Source organism: Pseudomonas sp. MWU12-2319 (assembly GCF_023242525.1).
Lineage (GTDB): Bacteria > Pseudomonadota > Gammaproteobacteria > Pseudomonadales > Pseudomonadaceae > Aquipseudomonas > Aquipseudomonas gingeri_D.
Genome location: NZ_JALJES010000023.1, coordinates 51,643 through 75,211 on the forward strand (window position 1 = coordinate 51,643; position 23,569 = coordinate 75,211).

Annotated in this window: 23 protein-coding genes and 1 riboswitch; of the genes, 12 read left to right on the forward strand and 11 right to left on the reverse strand. The window is 61.2% G+C overall.

Features of this window, described 5'->3' with window-relative positions:
* The first annotated feature begins 24 nt into the window (after positions 1–24).
* Positions 25–774, forward strand: a complete 750-nt coding sequence (locus tag M5C01_RS28390; protein ID WP_103494727.1) for a FadR/GntR family transcriptional regulator — start codon at positions 25–27, stop codon at positions 772–774.
* Between the two features lie 4 nt (positions 775–778).
* Here the strand turns inward: M5C01_RS28390 and M5C01_RS28395 are convergent, their stop codons facing one another.
* The gene (locus M5C01_RS28395) at positions 779–994 is read right to left on the reverse strand and encodes a hypothetical protein (protein ID WP_152741207.1); all 216 of its coding nucleotides are present in this window, start codon (positions 992–994) and stop codon (positions 779–781) included.
* Positions 995–1,366: 372 nt separating this feature from the next.
* Between M5C01_RS28395 and M5C01_RS28400 the strand changes: the two genes are divergently transcribed.
* Positions 1,367–1,873: a hypothetical protein gene (locus M5C01_RS28400; RefSeq protein WP_103494729.1), complete on the forward strand. Its 507-nt coding sequence runs from the start codon at positions 1,367–1,369 to the stop codon at positions 1,871–1,873.
* A 291-nt stretch (positions 1,874–2,164) separates the two neighbouring features.
* Here M5C01_RS28400 and M5C01_RS28405 read toward each other — a convergent pair whose 3' ends face one another.
* Together M5C01_RS28405 and M5C01_RS28410 are read right to left on the reverse strand one after the other, a co-directional pair.
* Entirely contained in the window at positions 2,165–2,353 is a 189-nt protein-coding gene (locus M5C01_RS28405; RefSeq protein ID WP_103494730.1) for a hypothetical protein, read from the reverse strand.
* A gap of 14 nt (positions 2,354–2,367) precedes the next feature.
* The gene (locus tag M5C01_RS28410; protein WP_152741206.1) at positions 2,368–3,993 is read right to left on the reverse strand and encodes a phospholipase; all 1,626 of its coding nucleotides are present in this window, start codon (positions 3,991–3,993) and stop codon (positions 2,368–2,370) included.
* Between the two features lie 226 nt (positions 3,994–4,219).
* Here M5C01_RS28410 and kdgD point away from each other — a divergent pair, with 226 nt between their 5' ends.
* The 4 genes from kdgD to garD all read left to right on the forward strand — a co-directional run bounded on the left by kdgD (position 4,220) and on the right by garD (position 9,659).
* Positions 4,220–5,131: a 5-dehydro-4-deoxyglucarate dehydratase gene (kdgD, locus tag M5C01_RS28415; RefSeq protein WP_100941245.1), complete on the forward strand. Its 912-nt coding sequence runs from the start codon at positions 4,220–4,222 to the stop codon at positions 5,129–5,131.
* Positions 5,132–5,188: 57 nt separating this feature from the next.
* Positions 5,189–6,634, forward strand: a complete 1,446-nt coding sequence (locus tag M5C01_RS28420; protein ID WP_177099434.1) for an aldehyde dehydrogenase family protein — start codon at positions 5,189–5,191, stop codon at positions 6,632–6,634.
* Positions 6,635–6,732: 98 nt separating this feature from the next.
* The gene (locus tag M5C01_RS28425; RefSeq protein ID WP_152741204.1) at positions 6,733–8,094 is read left to right on the forward strand and encodes an MFS transporter; all 1,362 of its coding nucleotides are present in this window, start codon (positions 6,733–6,735) and stop codon (positions 8,092–8,094) included.
* Positions 8,095–8,105: 11 nt separating this feature from the next.
* On the forward strand, positions 8,106–9,659 hold the full coding sequence (garD, locus tag M5C01_RS28430; RefSeq protein WP_103494735.1) for a galactarate dehydratase: 1,554 nt from the start codon (positions 8,106–8,108) through the stop codon (positions 9,657–9,659).
* A gap of 175 nt (positions 9,660–9,834) precedes the next feature.
* Here the strand turns inward: garD and glsB are convergent, their stop codons facing one another.
* Positions 9,835–10,743, reverse strand: a complete 909-nt coding sequence (gene glsB, locus M5C01_RS28435) for a glutaminase B (RefSeq protein ID WP_103494736.1) — start codon at positions 10,741–10,743, stop codon at positions 9,835–9,837.
* 203 nt (positions 10,744–10,946) lie between these two features.
* Here glsB and M5C01_RS28440 point away from each other — a divergent pair, with 203 nt between their 5' ends.
* Entirely contained in the window at positions 10,947–11,234 is a 288-nt protein-coding gene (locus M5C01_RS28440) for a PA4642 family protein (protein WP_103494737.1), read from the forward strand.
* Positions 11,235–11,435: 201 nt separating this feature from the next.
* Here M5C01_RS28440 and mqo read toward each other — a convergent pair whose 3' ends face one another.
* On the reverse strand, positions 11,436–12,944 hold the full coding sequence (gene mqo / locus M5C01_RS28445) for a malate dehydrogenase (quinone) (protein WP_152741203.1): 1,509 nt from the start codon (positions 12,942–12,944) through the stop codon (positions 11,436–11,438).
* Positions 12,945–13,873: 929 nt separating this feature from the next.
* On the opposite strand from mqo, the gene M5C01_RS28450 reads away from it, so the two are divergent.
* A complete protein-coding gene (locus tag M5C01_RS28450; protein WP_103494744.1) occupies positions 13,874–14,458 on the forward strand; it encodes a YajG family lipoprotein in 585 nt (194 codons plus the stop codon).
* A gap of 21 nt (positions 14,459–14,479) precedes the next feature.
* Here the strand turns inward: M5C01_RS28450 and M5C01_RS28455 are convergent, their stop codons facing one another.
* Together M5C01_RS28455 and M5C01_RS28460 are read right to left on the reverse strand one after the other, a co-directional pair.
* Complete coding sequence (locus M5C01_RS28455) at positions 14,480–14,686, reverse strand: hypothetical protein (RefSeq protein WP_100941253.1); 207 nt, start codon at positions 14,684–14,686, stop codon at positions 14,480–14,482.
* A 133-nt stretch (positions 14,687–14,819) separates the two neighbouring features.
* Positions 14,820–15,986, reverse strand: a complete 1,167-nt coding sequence (locus M5C01_RS28460) for a 1-acyl-sn-glycerol-3-phosphate acyltransferase (RefSeq protein WP_152741202.1) — start codon at positions 15,984–15,986, stop codon at positions 14,820–14,822.
* A gap of 143 nt (positions 15,987–16,129) precedes the next feature.
* On the opposite strand from M5C01_RS28460, the gene M5C01_RS28465 reads away from it, so the two are divergent.
* From M5C01_RS28465 to M5C01_RS28475, 3 genes are all read left to right on the forward strand, one after another.
* The gene (locus tag M5C01_RS28465) at positions 16,130–16,315 is read left to right on the forward strand and encodes a CPXCG motif-containing cysteine-rich protein (protein ID WP_103494740.1); all 186 of its coding nucleotides are present in this window, start codon (positions 16,130–16,132) and stop codon (positions 16,313–16,315) included.
* 10 nt (positions 16,316–16,325) lie between these two features.
* Positions 16,326–16,586, forward strand: a complete 261-nt coding sequence (locus M5C01_RS28470; RefSeq protein ID WP_152741201.1) for a DUF2007 domain-containing protein — start codon at positions 16,326–16,328, stop codon at positions 16,584–16,586.
* Between the two features lie 162 nt (positions 16,587–16,748).
* Complete coding sequence (locus tag M5C01_RS28475; RefSeq protein WP_152741200.1) at positions 16,749–17,369, forward strand: SOS response-associated peptidase; 621 nt, start codon at positions 16,749–16,751, stop codon at positions 17,367–17,369.
* 12 nt (positions 17,370–17,381) lie between these two features.
* Here the strand turns inward: M5C01_RS28475 and M5C01_RS28480 are convergent, their stop codons facing one another.
* On the reverse strand, positions 17,382–19,523 hold the full coding sequence (locus M5C01_RS28480) for a methyl-accepting chemotaxis protein (protein ID WP_152741199.1): 2,142 nt from the start codon (positions 19,521–19,523) through the stop codon (positions 17,382–17,384).
* Between the two features lie 275 nt (positions 19,524–19,798).
* Here M5C01_RS28480 and M5C01_RS28485 point away from each other — a divergent pair, with 275 nt between their 5' ends.
* Complete coding sequence (locus M5C01_RS28485; protein ID WP_152741198.1) at positions 19,799–20,617, forward strand: M48 family metallopeptidase; 819 nt, start codon at positions 19,799–19,801, stop codon at positions 20,615–20,617.
* Positions 20,618–20,663: 46 nt separating this feature from the next.
* Here the strand turns inward: M5C01_RS28485 and M5C01_RS28490 are convergent, their stop codons facing one another.
* From M5C01_RS28490 to M5C01_RS28500, 3 genes are all read right to left on the reverse strand, one after another.
* Positions 20,664–21,248, reverse strand: coding sequence for a TMEM165/GDT1 family protein (locus M5C01_RS28490; RefSeq protein ID WP_103494490.1), 585 nt, complete (start codon positions 21,246–21,248; stop codon positions 20,664–20,666).
* An 88-nt stretch (positions 21,249–21,336) separates the two neighbouring features.
* Positions 21,337–21,456, reverse strand: a riboswitch (yybP-ykoY riboswitch).
* A gap of 40 nt (positions 21,457–21,496) precedes the next feature.
* Positions 21,497–22,495 carry a class I SAM-dependent methyltransferase gene (locus M5C01_RS28495; RefSeq protein ID WP_152741197.1) on the reverse strand — a complete coding sequence of 333 codons (999 nt, stop codon included), beginning with the start codon at positions 22,493–22,495 and terminating at the stop codon, positions 21,497–21,499.
* 32 nt (positions 22,496–22,527) lie between these two features.
* Positions 22,528–23,493, reverse strand: a complete 966-nt coding sequence (locus M5C01_RS28500) for a 2-hydroxyacid dehydrogenase (RefSeq protein WP_152741196.1) — start codon at positions 23,491–23,493, stop codon at positions 22,528–22,530.
* Positions 23,494–23,569: the final 76 nt, after the last annotated feature.

Below are 23,569 nucleotides of genomic sequence, written 5' to 3' on the forward strand. Positions count from 1 at the left end.
GTTCAGCCGAGATAGATGTTCGATATGGAAAACCAGAGCGCCGGGCTTCGCCCGACCCGAAAGCGCCGTAGTCTTGCCCAGGAGCTGGTCACCGTGCTCTCCGAGCAGATCCGTGATGGTCAGCTCAAGCGCGGGGACAAGTTACCCACCGAGTCGGCGATCATGGAGGCCCATGGTGTCAGCCGCACGGTGGTGCGCGAGGCGATCTCGCGCCTGCAGGCGGCCGGGCAGGTGGAAACCCGCCACGGCATCGGCACCTTTGTGCTGGACACGCCGAGCCCCAGCGGTTTTCGGATCGATCCGGCGACGGTGGTGACCCTGCGCGATGTGCTGGCGATCCTGGAGTTGCGGATCAGCCTGGAAGTCGAGTCGGCGGGGTTGGCGGCACAACGGCGCAGCGCCGAGCAGTTGGCGGCGATGCGGGCGGCGCTGGACGCGTTGAATGAAAGCGCGGCCCATGCCAGCGATGCGGTGGCTTCGGATTTCCAGTTCCACCTGCAGATTGCCCTGTCCACCGGCAACCGCTACTTCACCGATATCATGACCCACCTGGGCACCAGCATCATTCCCCGGACCCGTTTGAATTCGGCGCGGCTGGCCCATGATGACCAGCAGCACTACATGAATCGGCTGGGGCGCGAGCACGAAGAGATCTATGAGGCGATTGCCCGCCAGGATTCCGATGCGGCGCGGGCAGCGATGCGCCTGCATCTGACCAACAGCCGCGAGCGGTTGCGCCAGGCCCATGAAGAGGCCGAGGCGCAGAAAGGCTAGTTTCTCAGGGGGTGTAGAGATCCGTCTCAAGCTCTACTCGGAAGGTATCGTCCAGCCTCACCTCATAGGTCTTTTGGGTGACGATGTAGGTGAACTCGGGAAAGACTTCAAATCTGAGAAGGTCGCCTCGGTTTATGGAGTCGTCCAGGGTTATCTCCTTGACGGAGGCCCCCTTGGAAACTTTGTTTTCGGGTAACTTGATCCTATATGAATGCGCCATGACGGGTTTCCTTCCACCGGACCTGAAGTGATTTCAGGCCTTCTGAAATCATTCAATTCCCCCGTGAGATTTGTCGCTACCGTCAGAAATGACAGTAGCGACAAACGGTCTGCTCCTGGATCAACCGCCGTTGAGGATCGTCCGATCCACGCGCACGGCCCATTTCGTGGCTTTTGCCTGCACATCAAATGCCACTTCCCCCGTCGCATCCGCTGTCGCACGGGGATCTGACCGTTCGTCGTAACTGTTATTTCTGACAGTTACACCAAGACGCATCCTAGGTTTAGGCTTCTCACACCTGAAAGCGTATTTTTGTTTTTCAGGCCTCCATTGAATTAATCGATATTCAATAAATGATGAAAGGGTGCCAGTATGAAAACTCAGCCAGAAGCCTGGAACATAAAAATTTTTCTTGGTGATGTTCTCGTTGAAATGCCTGAACCCCGAGAGCAATATGAAGCTGCCCTCATCAGGATAAAGGTTGGAGAGATTTTATATATAAAAGGCCAAAAAGTTAGAGTCGTTAACAAAGACGTTGTGTCGGCCTTGAGTATTGCCAATAGAAGCTATCGAGTGAACGTTGCTTTTGTGGCAAATGTCAGCACGGAAGCAACCTCGCCTGAATCCGGCTTGCCTAGGTCGAAAGCCAAGAAAGAAAGTCACCAGGAAGAGCCTGTCACCGTAACAAAGATTAAAGATGGAAGTATCATGGCAAGTTGGGGGTCGTGGGAGAATTTTGCTTCCGCCTATTTGTCAAAAGGCGACATCATCACCTACGCGGCGTACCCTGATCAACGCAATGAAATAATCGGTGTTGAGTATTATGACTTCGCGGAAGATGGGTTTCTTATACGACAAGTTACGGAGCTATTGAACTAGGCCTGAAAGTTTGACGTGGCGGCTGATGTATTCGTTTTTTCTCCCTCGGAAAATTTTTGACCTTGACCCTCTTTGATGCAGTGAATGTTTTAATCAGTCGGCATGCTCCTGACGAGGCTGAGTTGCAGAAGAACCAGGCGTTTTTGCCGTTTATGATGTTGTCTGGTCGTACGTCTTCGCGGGCAAGCCCTGCTCCTATAGTTTGGTGTCGTTCACTGGTTTTGTGCACGACACCAAACTATAGGAGCAGGGCTTGCCCGCGAAGAACGATAACGTGGTGCCCTTGGCGGATTACCGCTTCAGAATCGTCCGGTCCACACGCACCGCCCATTTCGCGGCTTTCGCCTGGGTGGCGAATACCACTTTCCCCGTCTCATCCGCCGTCGCCCGGGCAATCGCCACGCCATCGGCCAGCAGTTCCAGCGGCATATCCTTGAGTGACTGACCGGAAGCCAGTTCGAGTTTTACGGTAAAGGTCATGACTGATCTCCCTGTCACTGATGGTTGTCGATAAAGGTGGTGGCCTGGCCGTCCAGCGTGCCGATCAGCTCCGGCGAGCCACCACGGAACTGACGGAACACATTACGTCCCGTCCCGCCCACCGGCACATTCAACGTCGGCTGAAAGCGATCGGTCAGTTCGGCATAGGCCGTCCACGGGCCGATATAGGACTCATCCAGCCCCTTGGTGTAACTGAAGGCATAACGCACGGCATTGCCCGGCAGCCAGTTGGGTTCGCTGGGCGTGCGGCTCTGCCAGCCATCGGCCTTGAGGGTCGGGGCCACGCCGGGCGGGTTGAGGTAGCCGGCAGGCAGGTTCGGCTTGTAGTCCTTGAGCAGCAGGTAGGTACTCCAGCCCCACCAGCTGTCGCTCTGGCTCCGGTCGTTGAGGTTGTTGACGTCGTTGCGGCGCAGCACGGTCTTGCCCTTGAGGGCGAACAATGGAGCGAAATTCAGGCTGTCCTGGCTGTTTTCCACCTTCGTCAGGTCCGGCACCGAACGTAGCGCGGCATAGGCTTCGGGAGGTACGACGACGCCACTGAGAAACACCGCGAAGACTTCATCCACCGATTGCTGCACCGCCTGTTTGACCCGCAGTCGGTTGCTGCTGTCGACCGTGTCGAAATAGCGCTTGTCGCCGTAGCAGTTCCAGCGATCCCCCTGGGCGTTGCTGACTTTCAGGCCGAACTTGCTGTCTTCGTCGTGCATGAAACGCGAGATCAGCGAACCCACATCGCTGGGGGTGACGCTGTCGGCCAGTTGCTTGCGCGGCACCCGCAGATGGCCGCCGGAGAACAGGTCGGTGAGGAAGTGGTCGGCAAAGGCGTTCATCGCGTAGGCCAATTCCAGATCCTGGTCGACGCCGCTCTTGTGCGCCAGGGCGGCCTGTTGCAGGGCGGCGGCGTGCCCGGCCTGGTAAGCCAGCAGAGCCCATTCGCCGAAGTGGTCCCAGTTGCTCGCGGCCAGTTTCAGGTAGCGGCCAAGGGGAAACAGCGGCGAGGCAAGGCTGCCGCCACCGGTGATCTTGTTCCACTCGCCGGAGAGGGTATCGCCCAGTTCGTCGTAGGCTTCGTGAGGCTGCTTGCCGTCCTTGATCGCCTGGTTGGCGGCGTTGATCTCGGTTTTCATCACCTGCAGGATTTTCTGCGCTTCGTCGCGGGAGGCGGGCAGCACTGCCAGGGAGTTGAAGGACGCGGTAAAGCGCGCCTGCCGGTCGGCCGGGGTGCTGCCGTCGGCGATCGGCCGGTCCGCAATCCCGTAGAAATCACCACCCAGGGCGACGATCTGGCCGTAGGTCAGGGCCAGGCCGTTGGTCAGGTGCAGTTCGACCTGCCAGGCCGGAATGGCGGGTGCGTCCTTGGCAAAACGCAGCTGGGCGCTGTCGCCGATGGCGGTGTGTTCACCGCCTTCGAAGCGCGCCTGGGGCTTGCCCTTGAGCGCGCTGTCGAACGCCGTTGGCTGGTGATACTTGAGGGTGTGATGACCTTCGGCGAGAAGAATCACCGCCGCGCCATCGCCCGGAATGGCGATGCCTTGCTCGGTGAAAAGGGTGTCCAGCTCGGCAATGACCTTGCCGTCGTGCAGCAGGAAATCCTGTGCGTGCTGTGGAGTGGCTGACATGTCTGGCTCCTTGATATGTCGTTTTTATCGTTCAAATTAACTGTATGTATATACAGTTAAAGTTGAGCTTAGATGAAAAACTTCCTACGTCAAGGAGGGAGATTCTTGTGGGATCGGCTGAGCGATTCCTGTTGACCTTTATTATTTAAGTTGTACGATGACGTACGACATCAGCCAGTCTGCGCTGTCTCTTTCATCACAACGTGCTTCCCAGGGTGTTCGAATAATGAATCCACAAGAACTGAAGTCCATCCTCTCCTCCGGCCTGCTGTCCTTTCCGGTGACCGATTTCAATGCCCAGGGCGATTTCCATCGCGCCGGCTACGTCAAGCGCCTGGAGTGGCTGGCCCCTTACGGCGCCACCGCGCTGTTCGCCGCCGGCGGTACCGGTGAATTTTTCTCCCTGGCAGCCAGTGAATATTCCGAAGTGGTGAAAACCGCCGTCGATACCTGCGCCGGTAGCGTGCCGATCCTCGCCGGTGTCGGTGGCGCGACCCGCCAGGCCATCGAGTACGCCCAGGAAGCCGAGCGTCTTGGCGCCAAGGGCCTGCTGTTGCTGCCGCACTACCTGACCGAAGCCAGCCAGGAAGGCGTTGCCGCCCACGTTGAAGCCGTGTGCAAGTCGGTGAAGATCGGCGTGGTGGTGTACAACCGCAACGTCTGCCGCCTGACGGCTCCGCTGCTGGAACGCCTGGCCGAGCGCTGCCCGAACCTGATCGGCTACAAGGATGGCCTGGGTGATATCGAGCTGATGGTGTCGATCCGTCATCGTCTCGGCGATCGTTTCAGCTACCTGGGCGGCCTGCCTACCGCGGAAGTCTATGCCGCGGCCTACAAGGCCCTCGGTGTGCCGGTCTACTCCTCGGCGGTGTTCAACTTCATCCCGAAAACCGCGATGGATTTCTACCACGCCATTGCCCGGGACGATCACGCCACCGTCGGCAAGATCATCGACGATTTCTTCCTGCCGTACCTGGATATCCGCAACCGTCGTTCCGGCTACGCTGTGAGTATCGTCAAGGCTGGCGCGAAGATCGCCGGTTATGACGCCGGTCCCGTGCGTACGCCGCTGACCGATCTGTTGCCGGACGAATACGACGCCCTGGCCGCGCTGATCGACAAGCAAGGCGCACAGTAAGAACGAATAAACAGGCCGCTGAGCAATCAGCGGCTTTTTCGGTTCAGGAGGTTTTCCGTGGCAGATGCAAAACGTTTCGACAACTACATCGGTGGCCAATGGGTCGCCGGTGCCGAGTACTCGGCCAATATCAACCCGTCGGACTTGTCCGATGTCATTGGTGAGTACGCCAAGGCTGACCTGGTCCAGGTGCAGTCGGCTATCGACGCCGCTCGTGAGGCGTTCCCGGCCTGGTCCACTTCCGGCATCCAGGCCCGCAGCGATGCGCTGGATAAAGTCGGTTCGGAAATTCTCGCCCGTCGCGAAGAGCTGGGTAACCTGCTGGCCCGGGAAGAGGGCAAGACCCTGCCCGAAGCCATTGGCGAAGTGAGTCGTGCCGGTAATATCTTCAAGTTCTTCGCCGGCGAATGCCTGCGTCTCTCCGGCGACTACCTGCCGTCGGTACGTCCCGGCGTCAACGTCGAAGTGACCCGTGAAGCGCTGGGCGTGGTCGGCCTGATCACCCCATGGAACTTCCCGATCGCGATTCCGGCCTGGAAGATCGCTCCGGCCCTGGCCTACGGTAACTGCGTGGTGCTCAAGCCGGCCGAACTGGTGCCGGGTTGTGCCTGGGCCCTGGCGGAAATCATTTCCCGCGCCGGTTTCCCCGCCGGTGTATTCAACCTGGTGATGGGCAGCGGCCGTCTGGTCGGCGACGCCATGGTCAACAGCCGGAAAGTCGACGGTATCAGCTTCACCGGTTCGGTCGGCGTCGGCCGGCAGATCGCGGTCAACTGTGTATCGCGCCAAGCCAAGGTGCAGTTGGAGATGGGCGGCAAGAACCCGCAGGTCATCCTCGATGACGCCGACCTCAAGCAGGCCGTCGAACTGGCGGTGCAGAGCGCGTTCTACTCCACCGGCCAGCGTTGCACGGCGTCCAGCCGTTTGATCGTCACCGCCGGGATTCACGACAAGTTCGTCGAAGCCATGGCCGAGCGCATGCGTTCGATCAAGGTCGGCCACGCCCTCAAAAGCGGTACCGACATTGGTCCCGTGGTGTCCCAGGCGCAACTGGAGCAGGATCTGAGCTACATCAACATTGGCCAGTCCGAAGGCGCACGCCTGGTCTCCGGCGGTGAGCTGGTGACCTGCGATACCGAAGGCTATTTCCTCGCGCCGACCTTGTTTGCCGACAGCGAAGCCTCGATGCGCATCAGCCGTGAAGAAATCTTCGGCCCGGTGGCCAATATCGTCCGCGTCGCCGATTACGAAGCCGCGCTGGCCATGGCCAACGACACCGAGTTCGGCCTCTCCGCCGGTATCGCCACCACTTCGCTGAAGTACGCCAATCACTTCAAGCGCCACTCCCAGGCCGGGATGGTGATGGTCAACCTGCCGACCGCCGGCGTGGATTACCACGTGCCGTTCGGCGGGCGCAAAGGTTCGTCCTACGGTTCCCGCGAGCAAGGTCGCTACGCCCAGGAGTTCTACACCGTGGTCAAAACCAGCTACATCGGTTCGTAATCCGCTTTACCCGCACGGGGCTCTTGCCTGAAGCCTCGTGCGGTACATCACTGAATGTTTTACCCGCGTAAAAAAATAAAGAGTGGGAGTACATCTACATGCAAGCGACCAAGCAGACACATGTCCGCTATTTGATTCTGCTCATGCTGTTCCTGGTGACCACGATCAACTACGCCGACCGTGCCACCATCGCCATTGCCGGCTCCAGCCTGCAAAAAAGCCTCGGCATCGACGCCGTCACCCTCGGTTATATCTTCTCCGCCTTCGGCTGGGCCTATGTGCTCGGGCAGATTCCCGGCGGCTGGCTGCTCGACCGTTTCGGCTCGAAAAAAGTCTACGCACTGAGCATCTTCACCTGGTCGCTGTTCACCGCCATGCAAGGTTATGTCGGCGAGTTCGGTGTCTCCACCGCGGTGGTCGCGCTGTTCATGCTGCGCTTCCTGGTGGGCCTGGCCGAAGCGCCATCCTTTCCCGGTAACGCCCGTATCGTCGCGGCCTGGTTCCCCACTGCCGAACGCGGCACCGCCTCGGCGATCTTCAACTCCGCGCAATACTTCGCCACCGTGCTGTTCGCACCGCTGATGGGCTGGATCGTGTTCACCTTCGGCTGGCAGCATGTGTTCCTGGTGATGGGTTGCCTGGGCGTGGTGTTCTCGCTGATCTGGCTGAAAGTTATCCACAGCCCGCGCCAGCACCCGATGATCAACGACGCCGAGTTCAACCATATTGCCGAGAACGGCGGCATGGTCGACATGGACCAGGGCAAGGCCGCCGGTGGCGGTCCGAAGTGGGACTATGTGCGCCAGTTGCTGACCAACCGCATGATGCTCGGTGTCTACCTCGGCCAGTACTGCATCAACGGCATTACTTATTTCTTCCTGACCTGGTTCCCGGTGTACCTGGTGCAGGAACGCGGCATGACCATTCTCAAGGCTGGTTTTATCGCCTCCTTGCCGGCCATCTGCGGTTTTATCGGCGGCGTGCTGGGCGGGATCATTTCCGATTACCTGCTGCGTCGCGGCCATTCCCTGACCTTTGCCCGCAAGGCGCCGATCATTGGCGGCCTGTTGCTCTCGACCACTATCGTCGCCTGCAACTACGTGGACATCGAATGGATGGTGGTGGGCTTCATGGCCCTGGCCTTCTTCGGCAAGGGCGTGGGTGCGCTGGGCTGGGCAGTGGTTTCCGATACCTCGCCGAAGCAGATTGCCGGTTTGAGTGGCGGCCTGTTCAACATGTTCGGCAATATCGCCTCCATCACCACGCCGATCGTGATCGGCTACATCATCAGCGCCACCGGTTCGTTCAAGTGGGCCCTGGTGTTTGTCGGCGCCAATGCGTTGTTGGCGGTGATCAGCTATGTGGTGATCGTCGGTGAGATCAAGCGCGTCGAACTGCGCGATCCGCCCGCCGGTCCCAAGCTCAATAGCGAGCCCCGTCTGTCCCAAGCCCATTCCTGAGGAGCGGCGTCATGCAGTTGATTGAACATTCCGACTCGCCGCGCTATATCCGCCTGCACGAGCGGGACAATGTGGTGATCGTGGTCAATGACCAGGGTGTACCGGCCGGTACCGAGTTCCCGGACGGCCTGGTGACCCGCGAGCACATTCCCCAGAGCCACAAGGTGACGCTGGTGGATATCGCCGAGGGCGGCGAAGTGATCCGCTACGGCCAGGTTATCGGTTATGCGTTGCTGCCGATTCCCCAGGGCAGTTGGGTCAAGGAAGATCAACTGCGCATGCCTACCGCGCCGCCGCTGGACAGCCTGCCGCTGTCCACCGATGTGCCGGCGGCCCAGGCGCCGCTTGAGGGTTTCACCTTCGAAGGTTATCGCAATGCCGACGGTACCGTCGGTACGCGCAATATCCTCGGCATCACCACCACGGTGCAGTGCGTCACCGGTGTGCTGGACCATGCGGTCAAGCGTATCAAGGATGAATTGCTGCCCAAGTACCCCCATGTCGATGACGTGGTGGCATTGACCCACAGCTATGGCTGCGGCGTGGCGATTACCGCGACCGATGCCTATATCCCGATCCGCACCGTGCGCAACCTGGCGCGCAACCCGAACCTGGGCGGTGAAGCGCTGGTGATCAGCCTGGGCTGCGAGAAGTTGCAGGCCGGCCAGGTGATGCACGAGGGCGACAGCTCGGTGGATCTGAGTGAGCCCTGGTTGTATCGGCTGCAGGATTCCAGTCACGGGTTTACCGAGATGATCGAGCAGATCATGGCGTTGGCGGAAACCCGTCTGAAGAAGCTCGATCTGCGGCGTCGGGAAACCGTGCCGGCGTCGGAGCTGATCCTCGGCATGCAGTGTGGCGGCAGTGATGCGTTTTCCGGGATCACCGCCAACCCGGCCTTGGGTTATGCCTCCGACCTACTGCTGCGGGCCGGGGCGACGGTGATGTTTTCCGAAGTGACGGAAGTGCGTGATGCGATCTACCTGCTGACCTCGCGGGCAGAAAACCTGCCGGTGGCCGAGGCGCTGGTGCGTGAGATGGACTGGTACGACCGCTACCTGGCCAAGGGCGAGGCGGACCGCAGCGCGAATACCACGCCGGGGAACAAGAAGGGCGGGTTGTCGAATATTGTCGAGAAGTCCCTGGGCTCCATCGTCAAGTCCGGCAGCAGTGCGATCAACGGCGTGCTTGGCCCTGGCGAACGTTTTACGCGCAAGGGCCTGATTTTCTGTGCGACGCCTGCCAGTGATTTTGTCTGCGGTACCTTGCAGCTGGCGGCCGGGATGAACCTGCATGTGTTCACCACCGGGCGGGGTACGCCTTATGGGCTGGCGATGGCGCCGGTGGTGAAGGTTTCGACCCGTACCGAGCTGGCACAGCGTTGGCCGGACCTGATCGATATCGATGCCGGGCGGATTGCCACCGGGCGGGCAACGATCGAGGACCTGGGTTGGGAGTTGTTCAACTACTACCTGGATGTCGCCAGCGGCCGGAAAAAGACCTGGGCCGAGCAGCACAAGCTGCACAACGACATTACCTTGTTCAATCCGGCGCCGATTACCTGAGTCTCAAGGACGCCATCAATCCTGTAGGAGCATGGCTTGCCAGCGAAGGGGCCCGTAAAATCGCCAAAAGCTTCGCGGGCAAGCCCTGCTCCTACAGGTTATTTGGCGTTTTCAATATCTCACTTCCTTAACTGACTGGTATTTGAGCAACCCCGCTCGCCACATTGTGGTGTTTTTAAAACACCGACCAACCAATCCGCTCGCTCAGCAGCTCCAACGCCGCCATCCCCACCAACGAGTTGCCCGCCACATTCAGCTCCGGTGCCCAGACGCACACGGTAAAGCGTCCCGGCACCACCGCGACAATCCCTCCACCGACACCGCTCTTACCCGGCAAGCCGACGCGATAGGCAAAGTTCCCGGCCTCGTCATACAGCCCGCTGGTGGCCATGATCGAGTTGACCTGCTGGGTCTGGCGCCGGGTCAGGATCTGCTCGCCGCTGTGCTTGCAGAAGCCGTCATTGGCCAGGAAACCGAACGCCCGCGCCAGGTCGATGCAGTTCATGCGCAGGGCGCAGTGGCTGAAATAGCTGCGCAGCACGGCTTCGACATCGTTGTGAAAATTGCCGAATGACTGCATCAGATAGGCCATGGCCGCGTTGCGCGCCCGGTGCTGGTACTCCGACTCGGCCACCTTGCCGTCCACCATGACCTGCATATTGCCCGACAGGCGCCGGGCGAAATCGCGCATCGACAGTGCCGGCGCGGCGAAGCGCGATTGATTGATATCGCAGATCACCAGGGCGCCGGCGTTGATAAACGGGTTACGTGGGCGACCGCGTTCGAACTCCAGCTGCACCAGCGAGTTGAACGGCTGTCCGGAGGGTTCATGGCCCAGCCGCTCCCAGATGGCCTCGCCGGAGTGGTTGATCGCCTGCACCAGGCTGAAGACCTTGGAAATACTCTGGATCGAGAACGGCGTCTGTGCGTCGCCGGCGCAGAACATTTCGCCGTCGTTGCCATACACGGCAATACCCAACTGATTGGCCGGCACATCCGCCAGCGCCGGAATGTAATTGGCCACCTTGCCCTGGCCGATCAAGGGCCGGACTTCATCGAGGATCTCGTTCAACAGCGCTTGCATGCTCGGGCTCGCAGTCACTTCCCGCCGGGTTGCGGGGCTACATGCTGCTAGACGCCGCGTGCGGGCTTCGGAGCACAGTTTTTACGCTCGGGGTTGAGCCGTTGGCGCCTGTGTGGACCGGATCAGTTCGTACTCGTTGAGACCGGAGCAGAGGCGGGGGTAAACTGCCTGCCCCGTGTAATGTCTGTTGGCTGGAGCCGGTAATGCGCAAAGATAAGAAACAGGTGATTGGTGACGAGATCGGCGATGCGCAGATCAAGTTGTTTCTCGATTTCGAGCCGGTCGACGCCACTTCGCCGTCCCTGCACAAACTGATCAAGGCCTACCGTGGACTGCGTATCGACGATTTCGAGCGCTTCCTGGGGTTCTTCAAGGAAGCCGGTTACGACCTCGACGGTAAAGACGAGCACGGCCAGGACTTCGTGAGCCTGATCCGCGACCAGCGTAATGCCGGCGACTATATCGAGTTGATCGACAAGGCTCGCGGGTAAGATTCAAGACCGCGTTGCCTGCATCGCGAGCAAGCTTGCTCCTACAATGCTGCGGCGAACCGACATTTCGCGTACGGCGCCATTCCTGTAGGCGCAAGCTTGCTCGCGATGAACGATAACGCGGGCTTTCGTTGAATCCTGACCAAAAAAAACGCCCCGCTCTTCAACCGAAGAGCGGGGCGTTTTTTGTCAGCGATCACCTCAAGCGTAGCTTTCGGTCTCGCTGCTCGGCTCAACCAGTTCCAGGCGGACGTTGTTCTGCGCATTGATCTGGCGATACAACGCTGCATCCGTCTCCAGGACTTTTTCCCGTGCCGGGAAGATTTCGTGGAGCTTGGCTGCCCACTCACCCTTGGCCTTGTCCGCGAAGCAGCGCTCGATCAGTTCCAGCATGATCGACACGGTCACCGAAGCGCCCGGCGATGCACCGAGCAGGGCGGCCAGCGAGCCGTCCTTCGCCGCCACCAGTTCGGTACCGAACTGCAGGACGCCGCCTTTCTTCGCGTCTTTCTTGATGATCTGCACCCGCTGGCCGGCCGTTTCCAGGCGCCAGTCCTCGGCTTTCACCTCCGGGTAGAAGCGGCGCAGGGATTCCAGGCGCTGCTCCATGGACTGCATCACTTCGCTGATCAGGTACTTGGTCAGGTCCATGTTGTCACGGGCCACGGCCAGCATCGGGCCGATATTGCCGGCGCGTACCGACAGTGGCAGGTCCATCAGCGAACCGTGCTTGAGGAACTTGGTGGTGAAACCGGCATAAGGCCCGAACAGCAGGGATTTCTTGCCATCGACCACGCGGGTGTCCAGGTGCGGCACGGACATCGGTGGCGAACCCACGGCGGCCTGGCTGTAGACCTTGGCCTGGTGGTGCTTGACCACATCCGGGTTGTCGCAGCGCAGCCATTGGCCGCTTACCGGGAAGCCGCCGAAACCCTTGCTTTCCTCGATGCCCGAAGCCTGCAGCAGCGGCAGCGCCGCGCCACCGGCACCGAGGAAGACGAACTTGGCATCGACGTCACGGCTGTTGCCGCTGTTCACATCCTTGATGCTTACGGTCCAGCCGGCGCCATTGCGCTTGAGGCCGGTGACGCGCTTGCAGTACTTGACCTGGGCATCGGGTGTGCTGGTCAGGTGCTTGAGCAACTGATTGGTCAGGGCGCCGAAGTTGACGTCGGTGCCTTTCATCACGCGGGTCGCGGCAATCGCCTCGTCGGCCGCGCGGCCCGGCATCATCAGCGGCATCCACTCGGCCATCTTCGCGCGGTCTTCGGTGTACTCCATCTCGGCGAAGGCATGGTGCGGATGCATGGCTTCAAAGCGCTTCTTGAGGAACTCCACGCCTTTTTCGCCCTGGACGAAACTCAGGTGCGGCACCGGGCTGATGAAGGATTTGCACGAGCCGAAGGTGCCTTTCTGGGTCAGATAGGCCCAGAACTGCTTCGACACCTCGAACTGGGTGTTGATGTGCACGGCTTTCTTGATGTCGATGGAGCCGTCAGCCGCCTGCGGCGTGTAGTTCAGCTCGCACAGCCCGGCATGGCCGGTGCCGGCGTTGTTCCACGGGTTGGAACTCTCCGCGGCACCGGAATCCATCAGCTCGACGACTTCCAGCTTGATCGCGGGGTCGAGCTCCTTGAGCAGCACCGCAAGGGTGGCACTCATGATGCCGGCCCCAACCAGGACCACATCAACTGCTTCGTTATGCGCCATTAACGCGTCTCCAAAATCTGCAGCACCACATTGACGGCATGGCTGCCGGGCATGGGCGGGGCACGTTTGACGTTAGCCCAGCAATGACCCGACCAGGATGGCCATGTCCGATTCTTCGCAATTTCTTGCAACTTCAGCGGACGCTGCCGGTGGGCCCAAGGTGCGTATGAACGCATGTGTGGGCAACACGGGCAATTCGACTTATGGTCAAGAGCGTCCGATTCGTGCAACCAAATCCGTAAGCGAACAGGCGTCAAGCACCTGTCGGGGTGTATCGGGTCCTGTGTGATGAGGCCGTTGGGGACGCTGATGGTGCCTGTTCAGACGCGAAACTATTCATTTGTTCGCCACACTCTCGTGAAGTTGTGAAAACCCGTTTTTTCACGCTCTTTTGAAGACGTGAACCTCAAAAAAGGGCTGCCGCGGTCTGTCACCGGGCCCGCGGTGCGAATACCCGCCGGGAAGGGCAGGCGGCACGGGCCAACAACTCAGTGAGCGAGCACAAGGGCAGCTCTGGCAGATTCGCTGAAAACGGTGGTTTGCGCAGGTAACAGCAAGCTCGCCGGCTTCACTCGATCTGTGTGGGCGGCTCTCTGTGGGCAATACGAAGGTGCCGATGCAAGCGCATTGGCGGTGCTGCGAGGCCCGATCAGGAGACGTCCTTATAATCGGGGGGAGATTGTAACTAAGAAACGGGGGGAAATGGTCGTGTTTAATGACTTTTATTCGACATCTGGTCAGATGCCGGGCAGCGGCATCGTTCAGAGGCCGTGCGCAGGGTTGCAGAACCCTGTGACAGGCTTGTGACGGGAACGCTGGCCGGCCGGGTTTGTCAGACTTTTCAGCAAGCCGTGGTGGCGCTGGTGAGCGACGCCCGGGCCCCGCTATACTCAGCGTCTGAATGATGCCTGGTCCTTGGAGAGATGAGCATGTTGCAACGCCTGTTGTTCGGTTTGATCACTGTAACCAGTTTGACACTTGTCGGCTGTGCCAACAGCCCGCAACAACTCAGCCCGCAGCCCACGCTCACTACTCAACTGGCGCCGGTCGGTCATGGCCAGCCGGTGGTGGTGCGGGTGGTGGACGGTCGTCGTTCGCCGGTATTGGGCACGCGGGGCGGTCTGTACCCTGAAACCAGCGCGATTACCGTGCAAGGCGCCGACCTGATCCCGAAACTGCAGGCCCAGGCTGAAGCGGCCGTGCGCCTGTTGGGTTTTACCCCTTCGCCGAATGCGATGAATGCGCCGACCCTGACCGTGACCTTGTCCGACCTGACCTATCAGTCGCCGAAAGAAGGCGTCTACGTGACCGAAGCGACCATCGGAGCCAACTTCCGCTCCGATGTGACCAACGCCAACCGTCGTTACAGCGGTAGCTACGGGGCGTCGTTGAACCAGCGTTTCGGCATGGCGCCGAACGAAGAGTCGAACACCAAGTTGATCAGCGACGTGTTGAGCGATGCGCTGACCCGGGTGTTCAAGGACCCGAAAATCGGCCAAGTGCTGAGCGAGTAAGCTGAGTGGTGTGGAGCCGGCTCACGCCGCCTCCACATAAAGATCCAGCATGCTCACTCCGGTCAGCAGATCGGCTTCCGGCAGGTCGGCGTGCTGGTGCCCGCCCAGGGCGCAATAGACCAGCCAATGGCGGTCCTGGACATTGAACGACATGGCGTCCACCAGGGCTTGCTGTTCGTCACTGGGGGCGATCAGATAAAGCCGATCCTGGTTTTCTGCGTGCAGCATGACAAGCTCCGTGGGCTATCGAGGGGCGACAGACTGGCTTGTTAAGGTGACGTTCCGGTGACAACGGAAATTAACCCGACCAACAGAAACAACAACGGCGCCCGTGGGCGCCGTTGTTGTTTGCAGATCGTGGCTATGGAAGCCCCAGACCGGCTTTGACCCGATACTGATTACGCACCGGCGTGGCGTATTGCTGCACCAGGTACGGACGGTGCTCGACCGGGCAGGCGTCCAGGCGTTCCTGCCATTGCGCCTGGGCCTTGGCCAGTTCGTCGGCGGCAAACACCTGGGCGGCGCCCGGTACCTGCAATTGCGGATCGGCGTTGCTCCACTGGGCATACGCCAGGTAATGCACCGGGAACAGGCGATAACCTTCGAGGATCTGCCGGTCCATTTCCGTGGCCAGGACCTTGGTGTCCTCGAACTCACCGGTCAGTGGCGCGGCGAAATTCACATGGACCCGGCCCTTGTAGCCGGTGATGCCCTTGGCGATGCTGACGTCATCCTCGCCTGGCGCCTTGGTGTAGCTGCCGGTGGTGGCGCGGATATACAACTCGCGGGCCTTGGCCTGGTCGCAGGGATCATATTCGTAGCTGATGGACACGGGAGTCAGGTTCAGCGAACGGATGACCTCGGCGAACGGCTCGTCCTTGCGGCTCATGTGGAACATTTTCAGGATCGCCGATTCGGTACGGTCATCACCGTCCTTGGCCCGGCCTTCGGCCTGGGCGATCCAGATCGACTGGCAATCATGACGGATCGAATGGTTGATATAGGCCGAGAGCAATTGATAGGCGGCCATCTTTTCCCGCCGTCCGGCGATCGAGCGGTGCACGATAAAGCTCTTGTTCAGGCGCATCAGGTCGCTGACAAACGGCTTCTGCAGCAGGTTGTCACCGATGGCGATACGCGGTGTGGGCAAACCGGCGTGATACACGGCATAGTTGACGAACGCCGGGTCCATCACGATGTCCCGGTGGTTGGCCAGGAACAGGTAGGCCTGGCCTGACTTGAACTGTTCGACGCCGGTGTAGGTGACGCCGTCGGTGGCGCGCTCGATGGTCTGGTCGACGTAGACCTCGACCTTGTCCTGCAAGGTGGCGACCGAGGTCACGCCGGCGAACTCACGGCGCAGGCGGTGGGCGATCAAGGGTCTGAGCAGCCAGCCGAAGGCACCGGCCAGGCGCGGGAAGCGGAAGTGGGTGAGGATATCTAGAAACGCCTGGTCGCCGAACAGCCGGGCCATGACGGCCGGTACTTCACTGTCGTCGTAAGGTCGGATGGTATCGAATTCGCCCATATTCTCTCTTGTTGGAAACGGCTAGGGTAAGTAGAGGTTTGAGTGATAAATAACAAAGCCCGGTCTGGAAAATAAAGCCCAGACATAAAATAGCCTTGCAAATAGACCGGCGATTATACGCACAAGTCACTTCGGAGGCCGCGATGCTGGAAACTGAGCGTTACGAATGTCCCTATTGTGGTGAAATCGGTGAGGCGGTCCTGGATCTGACTGGCGGCGACCAGAGTTATATCGAGGACTGTGCGGTGTGTTGTCGACCGATCACCTTTGTCCTGCAGACCGATGGCGAGGAATGGATGCTCGACGTTTACAGCGAGAACGAGCGATGAGGGCGCCCCCATGCAGCGTATCTACGAGCCGGAAAACCTGATGGAAGGCGAGCTGCTGCAAGGCATGCTCGCCAGTGAAGGGATTCAGGCGCACCTGGCGGGGCGTGACTTGCTGGGTGGGGTGGGAGAGTTGCCGGTCTTCGGCTTGCTGGCCCTGGCGGTGGACAATGACCAGGCGCAATGCGCGCGGGAACTGATCGCCGCGTACAATGCGGCGTTGCCGCTGGCCGGCGACGAGCCGGAGAGTTTTCCGGATGTGCTGGTCTGTTAGTTTCTTGAAAGCACCGCGCACCTTGTGGGAGCCGGCTTGCTGGCGATGGCGTCCGTCAGGGCGCTGCAAGGCTCAAGGGCCTCATCGCAGGCAAGCCAGCTCCTACAGGGGCTGTGTTGTACCTTGATTGCCCCGCGTTTTTGAAAAGAGCCGTATTGCCCCATGTGTGGACGTTATGCCCTGTTTCGCTGGAACCCCACCTTCGCGGCCTTGCCCGGCTTTCCCGCCGACCAGCAGGCGCAGTGGAATATTTCGCCCAATGATTCGGTGCTGATCCTGCGTGTCGCCGAGGGGCAGCGTGAGCTGGCCCGTGCCCGCTGGGGGCTGACCCCGGCGTGGCTGACCGATCTGTCGAAGACACCGGCCCATGCCCGGGCCGAAACCCTGGCCGAGCAGCCGATGTTTCGCCAGGCGTTCCGCGAGCGGCGTTGCCTGCTGCCGGCCAACGGTTTCTACGAGTGGCGCGGAACCCAGCGCAAGCGGCCTTATTGGCTGACGCCGGCGGAAGGGTCGAGCCTGTTTTTTGCGGCGATCTGGGAGGCCTATCCGGTGGATGGGCATGTCTGGTTGAGCACCGCGGTGGTGACCCAGGCGGCGTCGAATCAACGGCGGCCGCTGATCCTGGATGCGGCGGGGCAGGAAACCTGGTTGTCGGCGCAGGCCTCCATGACGGATTTGCAGGCGCTGCTGGCCAGCCCCCAGGCGCCCTTGCGCGAGCGGGTGCTGGCCAATCTGGTGAACGATCCGAAGCTCAATGCGCCGGAGTGCCTGACGCCGGGTTGATTCGGTGAAGTCCTACACCCTGAACTGATTGATCAATCGCCGCTGCTGCTCCGCCAGCTTGGTCAATTGCGCACTGGCCGCGCTCGACTCGTCGGCGCCGCCCGCTACTTCATTGGCCACCTGGCCGATATTGATCACGTTGCGGTTGATGTCGTCGGCCACCGCGCTCTGTTCCTCGGCCGCGCTGGCGATCTGGGTGTTCATGTCGTTGATCACCGACACCGCCTGGGTGATGCTTTCCAGCGCCTGGGCCGCCTTGGCCGCGTGCTGCACGCTTTCGTCGGTCTTGGCCTGGCTGTCTTCCATGACCTTGACCACGTCGCGGGTGCCTTGCTGCAACTGCTGGATCATCGACTGGATTTCTTCCGTGGCCTTCTGGGTCTTCTGCGCCAGGTTGCGCACTTCATCGGCCACCACCGCAAAGCCTCGACCCTGCTCGCCGGCCCGGGCGGCTTCGATGGCGGCGTTGAGCGCCAGCAGGTTGGTCTGTTCGGCAATGCCGCGGATGGCCGTCAGGATTGCATTGATGTTCTCGCTGTCCTTGGCCAGGGTCTGCACCACGCTGACCGCGCGGCCGATCTCCAGGGCCAGGGCGCCGATGGAGGTCGAGGTGTCCTTGACGATGCGCATCCCGTCGCTGGCGGCCATGTCGGCATGGCTGGCGGCCTGGGCCGCCTGGGTCGCATTGCGCGCCACGTCCTGGGCGGTGGCGGTCATTTCCTGCACGGCGGTGGCCACCTGGTCGATCTCGGCCATCTGCTTGTGCACGCCCTGGTTGGTCCGGATCGCGATATCCGCGGTGTGTTCGGAGGAGTCGCTGACACTCTGCACCGAGGTCACCACCTGGGTGATCATCGCCTGCAACTTGATCAGGAAGGTGTTGAAACCCTTGGCGATCGAGCCCAGTTCGTCGGCACGGTCGCTGCTCAGGCGCCGGGTCAGGTCGCCTTCGCCCTGGGCGATGTCGTCGAGCATGGCGACCATCTGCTTGAGGGGACGGGCGATGCCGTGGCCCACCAGCCAGATCACCAACAGTCCCAGGCCAGCGATCACCAGGCCGACCATGGCCATGCCGAAGACATCGGCCTTGCGCTGGGTGTCGAGGTCGCCTTGCAGCTTGTGCAGGTCAGCCATGACGGCGTCCAGCGGCAGCTGCATCATCAGGGTCCAGCGCGCGTCGGTCTGGCCGATGCCGAAGGGCAGGTAGAGCTCGATGGTGCCTTTGTCCTTGTCGACGTTATAGGTCACTTCGCCGCGATTGAGCTTGCCCATGGTCGCGACCTTGTCGGCCCCGAGCACGTCCCCGGCCTTCTCGCCGAATTTGCTTGAGTCCTTGGTGTAGGCCACCAGGCGACCATTGCTGCCCACCAGCGCCATGTTGCCGGCACCGCCATAGAGTTTCTGGTTGGCGGCCAGCAGCATGTCCTGAATGAAGTTCACCGACAGGTCGGCGCCGACGATGCCCTGGAACGCGCCGTTGAGCAGGATCGGCTGGATAAAGGAGGCAAGCATGACCATCTTGTCGCCGACCTTGTAGGGCGCCGGGTCGATCACGCAGGACTTCCTGGTTTCCTTGGAGCACAGGTAGTACTCGCTGGCGCGGATGCCGGTGGAGAGCAGTTTCTGGTCGTCCACATCCACCAGGCTCGACTCGCCGAGGGTGCCGTCGTCGTTACGGAACCACCAGGGCAGAAAGCGGCCGTCCTTGGGGTCGATACCGGCGACCTTGGTGTCGACATAGGCGGCGTCGTTGTGGTCCAGGGCGTTCTTTTCCCAGCCGATATAGGTGCCGAGGATCTTCGGGTTCTGCTGGACGTTTTCCTTGACCAGGCTGATCAGTTGTTCGCGGCTGAGGCTCAAGGCGGGCTTGCCGTCGGCGCCGGTGGTGCCGATCAGGCTGTTGACCCGGACCAGGCCGCCGGCAATCAGCAGCGGCGCTTCGAGTTCGCGCTGGATCTGGCTGACCTGGGTGCGGGCCAGCGCATCCAGGCGCTGCTGGATCACCTGTTCGAATTGCGCCTGGGTGCGCTGTTGCACCATGTCCTGGGTCCTGGCCCCGGAAAACAGGGCGTAGACCACCAGGGCCCCGACCACGCTGAGGATAATGGCCCCGGCCAGGGCCGCGACGGAAAACTGGATCGACTTGAATTTCATGGGAGCCCCGGACGCAAGGAGTGACATCTGCCAATTTGTATCGGCTGCATTTTTCACGAGCATGAGGGGCCAGTGACGAAATGACTGCTTTGGATGTGTGCAGGTCGCAAATGGATAGGTACGCAGGCCCGCTCCGCGCGGCTTTGTCGGATTTATGAATCTTTTCCTACGGGAGGTGCGTGATGTATCCGAAATTGATGTGCTACACGTCGTTTGTATCTGGCATTGATACAAATCACCGCCTAGGATAGCCGCAGTTTTCAGGGAGAGTGTTCATGGCTAGAGCTTGGGTGTTGGGCGCGTTGAGCGCGAGTTTGCTGTTGGGCGGATGCCAGGCTGTTAACACCACCAACGCGGGGGCGGTCGGGGTTGAGCGCAAGCAGTACATGTTCAGCCTGCTGTCGAGCCAGCAAGTCGACCAGATGTACGCGCAGTCGTATCAGAAGACCCTGGGGGAGGCGGGTGGCAAGGGTGTTCTGGACAAGACCAGCGCCAATGCCAAGCGGGTCCAGGCGATCGCCAAGCGCCTGATCGCCCAGGCGCCGACCTTCCGTCCGGATTCGGCGCAATGGCAGTGGGAGGTCAATCTGATCAAGAGTGACGAGCTCAATGCCAACTGCGGTCCTGGCGGCAAGATCATCTTTTACAGTGGCCTGATCGATAAGCTCAAGCTGAGTGACGACGAGATTGCCGCGGTGATGGGCCATGAAATTGCCCACGCCTTGCGCGAGCACGGGCGTGAAGCGATGTCCAAGGCTTATGGGGTCGAGATGGCGAAGCAGGGCGCGGGCGCCTTGTTCGGCCTGGGACAGGACAGCCTGGCGCTGGCCGATACCGTGGCCAACTACGGCATGACCTTGCCCAACAGCCGGGCCAATGAGAACGAGGCGGACCTGATCGGCCTGGAGCTGGCGGCTCGCGCCGGCTACAACCCGAACGCGGCCATCAGCCTGTGGAACAAGATGGGCAAGGCGGCTGAAGGTGCGCCGCCGGAGTTCATGAGCACCCACCCGGCGTCCGATAGTCGTATTGCTTCGTTGGAGGCAGCGATTCCGAAGGTGATGCCGTTGTATCAGCAGGCCAGGAAGTCCTGACCCTGTGTAGCGAGAGGGCAAACCCTCTCGCCACAAGGAACCTGCTTTAGATCCAGCCGCTGCTCTGCATCGCCTTGTACACCGCGACCACCGCGAGGATGAAGAACGCTGTCGCCGCCAGGCGACGGATCAGGGTCAGCGGCAGCTTGTCGGCGGCGAAGTTGCCCGCCAGTACCACCGGGACGTTGGCAATCAGCATACCCAGGGTGGTGCCGATGATCACCAGCCACAGCTCCGGATACTGCGCCGCCAGCATCACCGTGGCGATCTGGGTCTTGTCACCGATTTCCGCGAGGAAGAACGCGATCAGGGTCGTCAGGAACGGGCCGAACTTGCGCGCCGTGGTGGTCTCGTCATCGTCGATCTTGTCCGGCACCAGGGTCCACAGGGCGGTGGCGGTAAAGCTCGCCGCGAGGATCCAGTGCAACACCGCATCGGAGAAGAAACTGCCGAACCAGGCGCCTACCGCGCCGGCTGCCGCATGGTTGGCCAGGGTCGCCGCCACGATACCGGCAATGATCGGCCAGGGCTTGCGAAAGCGTGCAGCCAGAATGAGCGCGAGCAACTGCGTCTTGTCGCCGATTTCGGCCAAGGCAACGATTGCGGTGGGGACGAGCAGGGAATCCAGCATCAGGTTTTCCTAAGGGGCGGGTCGACACGGCTATGACACGTACAGCCTCCCCGCCCCGGGTAAGGTGTTCGTGTCATAGGTCTTGTCAAACCCCGGGCCCGTCTGTGCGGACCGTGGGTCGCATGCGCCATGGCCTGTTGACCAAGTATGTTGACGCATGCCGGACGAGCGTGGCGCTCGTGGGAGACTACTCCCCTAGGACGGAGCGGATTCTGCCTAGGCGGAATCCATTGCGCAAGCCTTCTTTTTCAACCGCGCTTGGCGCTGTAGACCCGGAAGCCCTGTCCCTCGGCCTTGGTCACGCAGCGTCCGAGATGCTCTTCGATCAGTGGCTGATAACGTAGGAAACTGTTCGCCACCAGCCGAAGTTCGCCGCCGTTTTTCAGATGTTTTGCTGCTTTTCGCAACAAATTCTCCGTCGCCAGGTAATCGGTGTGAACCCCGACATGGAACGGCGGATTGCTCAGGATCGCACTCAAGCCCATGGGCGCGGCGTCGATACCGTCACCGGTCAACACCTCGGCGTCGAGGCCGTTGGCGGCCAGGGTCAGGCGACTGCTGGCGGTGGCAAAAGCGTCGACGTCGAGCAGGATCACGTGGTTGTGCGGGTAACGCCGCTTCACGGCCGCGCCGAGGACACCGGCGCCGCAACCGAAGTCCAGCAGGTTGCCGCTCGGCAGTTTGTCCAGGTGTTCCAGCAACAGGGCACTGCCGCGATCCAGCCGGCCGTGGCTGAATACCCCGGGCAGGCTGACCACCTTGAGCGACCCTTCGGCCAGGTCCAGCTGGTAATGTTGCGCCAGGCTTTCCAGCGTTTTGGCGACCGGTGCTTCGGCCACGGTGACCTGCCACAGCTGGCAATGTCGGGCGCTGTCGAGCTTGCGCGGCTTGCCGAAGGGGTTGAGCTGCTTGGCCGCGCCTTCGATACCGCTGCGTTTTTCCCCGACCAGGAACACCTCGCCACCCGGCAGGCGCGAGGCGATGGCGTTGAGCAGGTAGTCGGTCAGGTCCTTGGACTTGGGCAGGAACACCACGGCGCTGTCGAACGGGATCTCGGGGATATGCACGCCAAAATGGCTGCGGCCTTCGAAGCGCGCCTCCAATGCCGCCTGATCGCCGGCGTGCCAGCACCAGCCGTGGGCGTTGGGCAGGCGTCCGAGCAGGTCGTCGGCGGGCAGCCCGGCGAGCAACAGCTTGCCCTGGAAATAATCGGCCTGACGAAGCAGTACTTCACTGCGCGGATCCATGGTCTGCTCCCTGAAAAAAGTGCCGCAGTCTATCAACTGACAACCCGCAACGCTGCCCCGTTGAAGAAACCCAGGGCGTTTTCCGCCAACTGGCCGACAATTCGTTGCCGGGCCTCGCGGCTGCCCCAGGCGTTGTGGGGGGTGACGATCAGGCGCGGAATGTCGCCGGCCAGCAGCGGGTTGCCGTTGGTTGGCGGTTCGACGCTCAGCACATCGGTGGCGGCGCCGCCCAGGTGGCCGCTGCGCAGGGCGTCGGCCAGGGCCAGTTCGTCGATCAGGCCGCCGCGGGCGGTGTTGACCACAAAGGCCCCGGGCCTGAGCTGCGCGAGTTCCGAGGCACCGATAAAGTGGCGGGTGTATTCGTTGAGCGGGCAGTGCAGGGTCAGCGCATCGACCTGCGGTAGCAATTGTTCCAGCGGTACGCGATCGGCCCGGGCCGGGCGACCGGGAATCTGCCCGAGCAATACACGCATGCCGAAGGCTTCGGCGAGCCGCGCCACCGCGCCGCCGAGTTCGCCATGGCCGAGCAGGCCGAGGGTCTTGCCCTCCAGTTCGACAATCGGGAAGTCCAGCAGGCAGAACTGCTTGGCCTGCTGCCAGCGGCCTTCACCGACGGCTTTCTGGTAATCGGTCAGGCGCGTGGCCAGGGCCAGCAGCAACATCAGGGTGTGCTGGGCCACCGACGGCGTGCCATAACCCTGGCAGTTGCTCACGGTAATGCCCTGGGCGCGGGCGGCGGCCAGGTCGACATTGTTGGTGCCGGTGGCGCTGATCAGGATCAGCTTCAGCTCGGGGCAGGCGGCCAGGGTGGTGGCGGTCAACGGGACCTTGTTGCTGATGGCGACGCTGGCGCCTTTCAGGTGTTCGATGACCGTCTCCGGCGTGGTCGTGGCATACAGGCACAGCTCGTCGAAGCAGGCCCGCAGCGGATCGAGGTCAAGATCGCCGAGATCCAGGGAAGGGTGATCGAGAAATACCGCGCGGCGGGAGTTGCTCATCAACTGTACCTTTTGTGCTATTGGATGAACGCGTAAGGTGACGAGCCTAACAGACATATTCAGTTACCGAGGAGCC